The organism is Aeromicrobium sp. (genome assembly GCF_014378035.1).
Classification (GTDB): domain Bacteria; phylum Actinomycetota; class Actinomycetes; order Propionibacteriales; family Nocardioidaceae; genus Aeromicrobium.
Window position 1 is genome coordinate 1 of sequence record NZ_JACMOM010000094.1, and the last position, 7,623, is coordinate 7,623.

Annotated in this window: 3 protein-coding genes; 1 reads left to right on the forward strand and 2 read right to left on the reverse strand. The window is 67.4% G+C overall.

Annotated elements, in window-relative coordinates; genetic code table 11:
• Positions 1-278: 278 nt before the first annotated feature.
• Positions 279-6,134 (reverse strand): EAL domain-containing protein, encoded by a 5,856-nt coding sequence (locus tag H7290_RS05105; RefSeq protein WP_290512937.1) that lies wholly within the window; start codon positions 6,132-6,134, stop codon positions 279-281.
• 250 nt (positions 6,135-6,384) lie between these two features.
• On the opposite strand from H7290_RS05105, the gene H7290_RS05110 reads away from it, so the two are divergent.
• Positions 6,385-7,167 (forward strand): hypothetical protein, encoded by a 783-nt coding sequence (locus H7290_RS05110; protein WP_290512938.1) that lies wholly within the window; start codon positions 6,385-6,387, stop codon positions 7,165-7,167.
• On the opposite strand, the gene H7290_RS05115 is transcribed toward H7290_RS05110, so the two are convergent.
• A partial coding sequence (locus H7290_RS05115; protein ID WP_290512939.1) for a CPBP family intramembrane glutamic endopeptidase occupies positions 7,168-7,623 on the reverse strand: 456 nt, incomplete at its 5' end.

The following is a 7,623-nucleotide window of genomic DNA, read 5'->3' on the forward strand; positions in this document are numbered from 1 at the left end:
CTCAACGAGGTCCTCGGCGAAGAGGGCATCCAGGTGTCTCAGCTCATCATCGGCGGGCGGATCGTCGAGGGCGATGACGAGAAGGATCCCGACGTCCTCGCCGAGCTGCTGTGGTCGCTGCACACCGGACGGGACAAGTTCCGTCATCAGGTGAGCGCGGACTGAACCGGCTGGGCCTCGATTTTCGACAGGCCTCCACGATGACGTCATTCAAACCAACGTGGTCGCCGCAGTCTCGTTGATCACGGGTAGGCCTGCTGGTCCTAGGTCTGCTGGTGCTAGGTCGCCAGCGACGGGTCGGACGCGGGGAGGAACAGCGCCGGAAGCTCATCGGAAGGCACCGGCTCTGTCCAGAGGAAACCCTGTCCGAGGTCGCAGCCCATCTCGGTGACGATTCGTCGTTGCTTGTCGTCCTCGATGCCCTCGGCGATGGCGCGCAGGCCGACGGAGTGGGCAAGGTCGACGATGCCGCGAACGATGGCCTGGTCGTCGGGACTGCTGGCGACGGTCCGGACGAAAGCCCGGTCGATCTTGAGGTAGTCGACGGGGAACGTGCGCAGGTAGGTGAGGCTGGAGTAGCCGGTGCCGAAGTCGTCGAGCGCCAGCCCGATGCCAAGGGTCTTGAGGTCGGTGAGGTGGGCGAGGGCGGAGTCCATGTCGGCCACGGCGCTGGTCTCGGTGATCTCGAGGACGAGCCTGTCAGGCGCGACGCCGGAATGGTCGAGGGCCAGGGCGACGGAGTCCACGAACCCGGGATGCTGCAGCTGAGGTGCGGACACGTTGATGCTCATGAACGCTCCCTCGACGAGGTGCACGGCCGCCTTGCAGGCCGCGCCGACGACCCACGTGCCGATGGCGGTGATCTGGCCGCTCGCCTCGGCCATGTCGATGAAGTCGGCCGGCATCAGGAGGCCGCGCTCCGGATGGTCCCACCGGACGAGGGCTTCGACCCCCACGCACTTGTCAATCCGCATGTCGAAGATCGGCTGGTAGTGCAGGCAGAGCTCGTCACGGACGAGGGCCCGCTCCATCGCCACCCGTACGAGCGATCGCGACTCGGCGTTGAGCCGCATCTCCGGCTCGAACACATTGAAGAGGTGACTCCCCCGGGCCTTCGCCGCATACATGGCCACGTCGGCTTCGGCGAGAAGCTGGTCGGGCGTCGAGTGGTGCCCGCTCGACGGTGCGATGCCGATGCTGAAATGTGTGATCAGCTCGATTCCGGCGACGACAACCGGCCGACTCGTCGACTCGAGGATGCGCTGTGCGACCACCGTCGCCCCGTCGAGGCTGGTGTCCTCGAGCAGGATGGCGAACTCGTCGCCCCCGAAGCGGGCCACGACGTCCTCGGGACGCACGCAGGCGACGAGCCTGCTGCCCATCTCGCACAGCAGCTCGTCGCCCGCACCGTGCCCGTGGGTGTCGTTGACTCCCTTGAAGTCGTCGAGATCGAGGAAGCACACGACCAGCGGGTGGGTGCCGCGGCGGTCGATAGCGTGCTGGGCGCGATCGAGGAACAGCGCCCTGTTGGGGAGTCCCGTGAGGCTGTCGTAGAGTGCCCGCTCCCTCAGCTCGTCCTCGAGGCGCCGACGGTCCGTGATGTCGCGGCTGTTGAGCACGAGGGCGTTGACGGTGGGGTCGTCCAGCAGGTTCGTCACGGCGGTCTCGGTGTAGAGGTACGAGCCGTCGGCGTGCTGAAAGCGACACTCGATGCGCACTTCTTCGTCGAGATCCGCTCGGCGAAGAGCGTTGGAGAACGACGTCAGGTCACCGGGGTGGACCCAGTCGATGACGGGTCGGCCGATCAGGCCGGTCGATGGTAGGTCGAACACCCGCGAAACCGCCGAGCTCTGATAGCTGACGAGGCCGTGTGCGTCAACGAGCGTCAGGACGTCGCTCGAGTTCTGCGCGAGCGAGTGAAAGCGTGTCTCGATGCCGGCGAGATGCTCGAAGGCCGCACCCGCGAGAGTCGCGACGAAACCGGCGAGCTGCACCTCCTCCTCACCGAACAGGTGGCTGATCTTGCGATGCGTCACGTAGAAGCAGTACCGGGTCTCGCCGTGGACGACGATGGGTGCGGCCAGGACAGACCGGACGCCCGACATCACCAGGCTGTCGCTGTCGCTCGCGGTCGAGTTGTTGTCGACGACCGGCGCTCCGCTCTCGATGGCCCTCGCGACCAGCGTGCGGCTGACCTCGTCGACCGACTCGCCCGACTCGGTGGTGACGTCGCGGTCGAGCACGGCATCGACGCTCACCAGGTGGCACCGCTCGCCCCGCAGGAGGGTCAGCGCCGCATCCCTGACGGCACTGTCGACGGCCGCCGAGGACGTGGCTGCGGTGATGATGCGCCCGACGCTGAGCAGCGTCGTGAACCGGTCGAACAGCGATACGCTCGGCGTCCCGATCCCTGGAGGCAGGGGCTCCTGGGTCATCTCGATGGCCCACACCGCCGCCCGTGCGTCAGCAAGCACACGTTCATCGGCGCCTCGCGCCATCGCGACCTGCGCCATCGCACGCCTCGTCATGGCGGCCTCATAGGCAGCTCCCTGGTCGAGCGCGACCTGGAGGCTTCGGCGGAGCATCTTGTCCATCCGGCGTGGACGGTTGCGCAGCGATGCCAGCAGGCCCGCCTCGCGCAGCGCATGGGGCGCGTTGTTGCGATAGCTCCATGCCCAGAGCCGTGCTCGTCGTACCGCCCCGGACGCCTCTCGGATGAGCGCGGCGCGGCCGACCGGGTCGTGCGGCGCTGCGTCCTCAGCGCGGGCACGAGCCACTGTCGCCGCCCAGCACGGCACGGCGGCCGCGTACTCCTGACGTAGCCCGGCCCCCCGGATCGTGGCCGCAGCCTCCGCAAGGTGTGCGGCTGCGGCGTCGACGTCGCCCTCCTTGAACGCACAGATTGCCGCGGCCAGACGAACCTCGGCAGTAGTGCTCGCGTCCTTGCTCCCGAGAGCGAGCTCGGCCTCGATGAGATGGGAGTCGACCTGACCGTCTGAGGCGCGGGCCCAGACGGAGAGGCCCACGCCGGCTGACGTCTGGTCGCCGATCGCGGTCGCCGACTCGTAGACATCGCGGGCGACGGAGGCAGCTTCGGCGAGCTTGCCCTTGCGGTAGAGGCACATGGCGAGGTTCCAGCCGGCGGTGTTGGCCTCCCACTGATCACCCGTGGACTCGAGCAGCCGGATGGACTCACGGCACGCCTCTTCGGCCTCGTCGAACCGTGACGAGGCGTAGAGCGTCACACCGGCAAAGCCCTGGCTCTGGCCCTCGCCCCACAGGTCGCCGAAGCTGCGCCTGATGTCGAGCGACCTGCCGACATACCGGAGTGCGCGGCCGAACAGCGGAATCATCGTCATGACGGGCGCATGCTCTGAGTAGGCCTGGCCCAGCTCGGCACTGGGCGGGTAGCGCTCGGCGAGGTTCATGCCGCGCAGGTGGTTCCACCCGCAGGTGACCTTGCCGCCGAGAAACCAGTAGAGGTAGGTCATCCGGCTGTGCAGCCGCATCGCCAGGAAGTCCTCCTCGTGACCCTGGGGGTCGCGTCGACCAGTCATGAGACGGGGAAGCACGGTATGCGTGACCTGCACCGTGACCTCCCAGAGCATGCGGAGCAGGAGCGAGACGAAGTGCCGTGGCACGGGCCGCCCCAGCCGGGCCAACGCTCCTTCGAGGTATCGCTGGGCGAGCACGACGTCGCCCCGCTTGAACGCGAGGTCGCCAAGCTTGCCCTCCAGTGCTGCCTGGTGCACCCGGTCGTCGACCAGCTCGCGCGCTGCCTCGAGCTGTGACCCTGCCTCGTCGTACGCGCCCTGGAGAGTCAGGATGTCACCGAGTCCCTCAGCAATCAGGGTGTGCGTGGCGCGGTCGTCGCCCGCGACGCCTCTCTCGGCCATCCGGTAGTGCGCGAGCGCGGAGTCGAGCCCGTACTGCACGCGGGCGATCTCGGCCGAACGCAGGGCATACGGCATCGCGGCTTCGTGCCGTCCAGCGGCGTCGAGGTGATACGCAAGGTCGAAGACGGAGGCCCCGAGGTTCTCCTGACCCTGCATCGCGTCCGCTGCCCGGCTGTGCAGGTTGCGACGGGTCGTGTCGTCGAGGCGCTCGAGCAGCGCCTCGCGGATCTTGTCGTGCGCGAAGCTGCACAGTCCTGTGCGCTCGTCGGTCCAGATCAGACGTCGACGTCGGGCATCCTGCAGGACGGCCGCCGCCGACTCCGACTGACCCACCAGCTGTGCCGCGAGCACGAAGTCGAACTCCTTGCCGAGGGCCGCGCCCGCCGACAGCACCTGGATGGAGTCGTGGGAGAGCAGCTCGAGCCGCCGGACGAGGAAGCCGGCCGAGCGGCGTGCCGTCTGCACGTCCTGCAGTGCCGTGTCGTCGACGCGCCACCCGTTCTCGTCGCTGACCAACGCTCCGCTCTCGAAGAGTCCGCGCAGGACGGCCGCACCCATGAACGGGCTTCCGTCAGCCAGTCGGACGACCGTGTTGATGGCCTCGTCGGGCAAAGGCCCTGCCATCGACTCGGTGAGCTGCGCCATCGCCCGGGAGGACAACGGTCCCAGCTGCACCGACCTCCCGCGCGGGATGGCGCGCAGGGGGTGAAACTTGTCGACCTCCTCGGACCGGAAGGCGGCGATGACACCCACGTTGGCAGGCGGAACGACCCCCTCGGCGAAGATGTTCGCAAGGAGTCTGATGGCAAGCCGGTCAGCCCACTGGCAGTCGTCGAGCACGACCAGCACGGGGTGGCCTGCCGAGGCGATCGAGTGGAAGAGATGGTTCAGGACCGTGAGGCTCCGCTGCTCACCGAATCGTTCGGGACCCGTCTCCCGGCGATCATCGATATCCAGAAGAGGGCCGAGGGCCGGCAGGACCCGGGCGATTGCCGACGCACCGTCACCGATGCCCTCGCGGATCGATCGGCGCAGGCCCCCGTTGGACTCCGCACAGGTCACGAGGTCGTTCGCGAAGCCTTGCAGCAGCGCGAAAGGTCGTCCTCCGGTCTTGGGAATCCCCCGGCCCCGCAGGACCAGTACTCCCGATGCCGAGGCGTGCGAAGCGATCTCTGCCAAGAGCCGACTCTTGCCGCCACCCGAGTCGGCCTCGAGGAGCACCAGACCGCTGCCTCCCCCGCTGACCTCGCTCACGAGCACGTCCAGGCTCGCCAGCTCGGCCTCCTGCCCGACGAAGGCCGGGTCTGTCAACGTCCGACGGTGGTCGATCCGGCCGATGACGAGACGGGGGTCAGTCTCCCCGTCCTGCAGTGCTTCCAGCAGGGCCGCGAGGTCGTAGGCCAGCGCCGAGGCTGATTGGTAGCGGTCAGCGGGATCTTTGCTGAGAAGCCTCTGCAGGATGGCGTCGACAGCCCGCGGCGTGTTGGGCATGAGCTGCCGCAGCTCCGGCACCGGCATCGACAGGTGCTCGCGCAGCACCTCTCCGACGCTGCGACCCGGGAATGGCGGACGCCCGGCGAGGCCCTCGAACAACAGCACACCCACGGCGTACAGGTCTGCCCTCTCATCAGCCGGGACCGACAGCATGCCGGCAGCTTCCGGGGCGAGATAGCGGACGGTACCGACGAGGTCGTCGCTCACCGAGTCGTCGAGGGTCGGGCCGCGGGCAAACCCGAAGTCGATCAGCGTCACGGTGCCGACCGGGTCGATGCCGTCGACGATGACGTTGGCGGGCTTGACGTCCCGATGAAAAACGCCTGCACCGTGGGCCACATCGAGGGCGCTGACGATGTCGATGCCGATGCGCAGCATGGTGAGGAGCGGCAGAGGACCGTCTGTCATGATCCGCTCGAGGGTCAAACCGGGTACGAAGGGCTGCACGAGGTACCAGTGGTCGTCGCTCACACCGGCGTCGTACAAGCCGGTCAAGCCAGTTCCGCTGAGCTCACGCAGGACACGGGTCTCGTGCTCGAAGCGGAGTCTCGCGGCGTCGTGGATGAGGAGCGGGACGATCGATTTCAGCACGACCTGTGTCGCGTTCCAGGTGTCGACCGCAAGGAATGTGTCGACCCCGTTGCCCGACTTCAGGGCCTCGCCCAGCTGATAGCGCCCGGCGAAGAGATCGAGAGCATCGACGCCCGGTGATCCGGCGTCTCGCCCGATCTCAGGCACTGTCATGTCGGTCCGTTCCAAGACATGTCGCTGACGGGTCGGCGATGGCTTCGCGCACTCGCCGCGGGCGCACGAAAGGTCGGGAGTCGGTCGCCGTCTTCTCAGCATGACCATTTTCGGCGATCCGGGCAATGACTCGTTAGAGGTTCGACGATGGCCCGATCTGACTAATTCTGCGGTCAGTCCATTTGCGTGCCAACGGACGAGCCTTCAGAGTTGGCACCATGATTCGCGCATGCAGCAAGGTCGGCGAAGCGTGACAGCAGCTCCCGGCGCCGGCCCCGCGATCTTTCGGATCGGCCTCAAGAACGTCCTCGGCTCGAACTGGACCCGCGGTGAGCATGCGTGGGCAAATCGTGCTCCGATGCTTGAACGTGAGCTCCTCGGCCCGGAGGGCATGCAGGCAAGCGTCTACTTCTTCATCGAGGCCAATCGCCGGGCCGAGCGGGTGTCGTTGCGGCAGATGCTGCGGCGGTGGGACGTCGTGCGCACCGTCGGCAACAACGACGCCTACAACAACCGGGACGAGCACCGCCTGCTGTCGAAGCACGAGCTTCCGCTGGGAACGCACACCCGCCAGCAGCGCTACGTCACGATCGTCCGATACCGCCATCTCCCCAGTGGCGTCGAGTGGACCGCGGCAACGACTCACCTGTCGTCGTCGGTGGGCACGACGGCTGAGAAGGCCGCCGCCTCGCGTCAACTACAGGGTGGACGTCTCGCCGAGCTGTGCCAGGAACACCGGGTCGACGTGCTGGCCGCTGATCTGAACAATGTCGTCGTTCGTCCTGACACCCCCCGCGGGATACTCGAGGCCGCGGGCTACCAAGACTGGCGTTCGGTCACCGCGGTCGAGAACGTCGAGCACGACACTCATCACGCCCTCGGCGCGCCGCCCCCACGCCGTGGAAAGCACCTCGACGCCATCTATGTGGGCCCACGGGTCACCGTGCTCGACGGTCGGGTCCAGACCAGCGAACCCGACAGCTCGGACCACTTCGGTCTGGTCTGCACGGTCTCGGTGGCCGAGTCCGGCTGATCAGCCGCGCAAACGTTTGACGGCGACGCCCGTGCTCTCGTCGGACCGGCTGACCTCGTCGGCACCGGGCTCACGGAACAGAGGCGGCATGAAGCGCAGCATCAACGCCGACCACGTCAGGTGAGTCAGCATCGGTGCCTGGATGCCGCCCGAGGCGCGGCGCTGGAGCCCGAACAAGGTGCCCATGAAACCGCTGGCAAGGACCAGCGCAGGGTTGCGTGTGGACGTCGTGGCGAGCGCGTAGATCGCGGTCGACTTGACGACGGGGTGGCTGGTGCCGGCTGCTGCGTAGAGGGCTCCGCGAAAGAACACCTCTTCAGCGGCGCCGTTGGCGAATGTCGTGAGCGCGACGAGCGGTGCAGAACCCTGATCGGCGAATTCCAGCACGTGCTTGAGCGACCGGTCGAGCACCGGGATGTGGCGACAGACAAGTGCGCACCCGTAGAAGAACCCGAA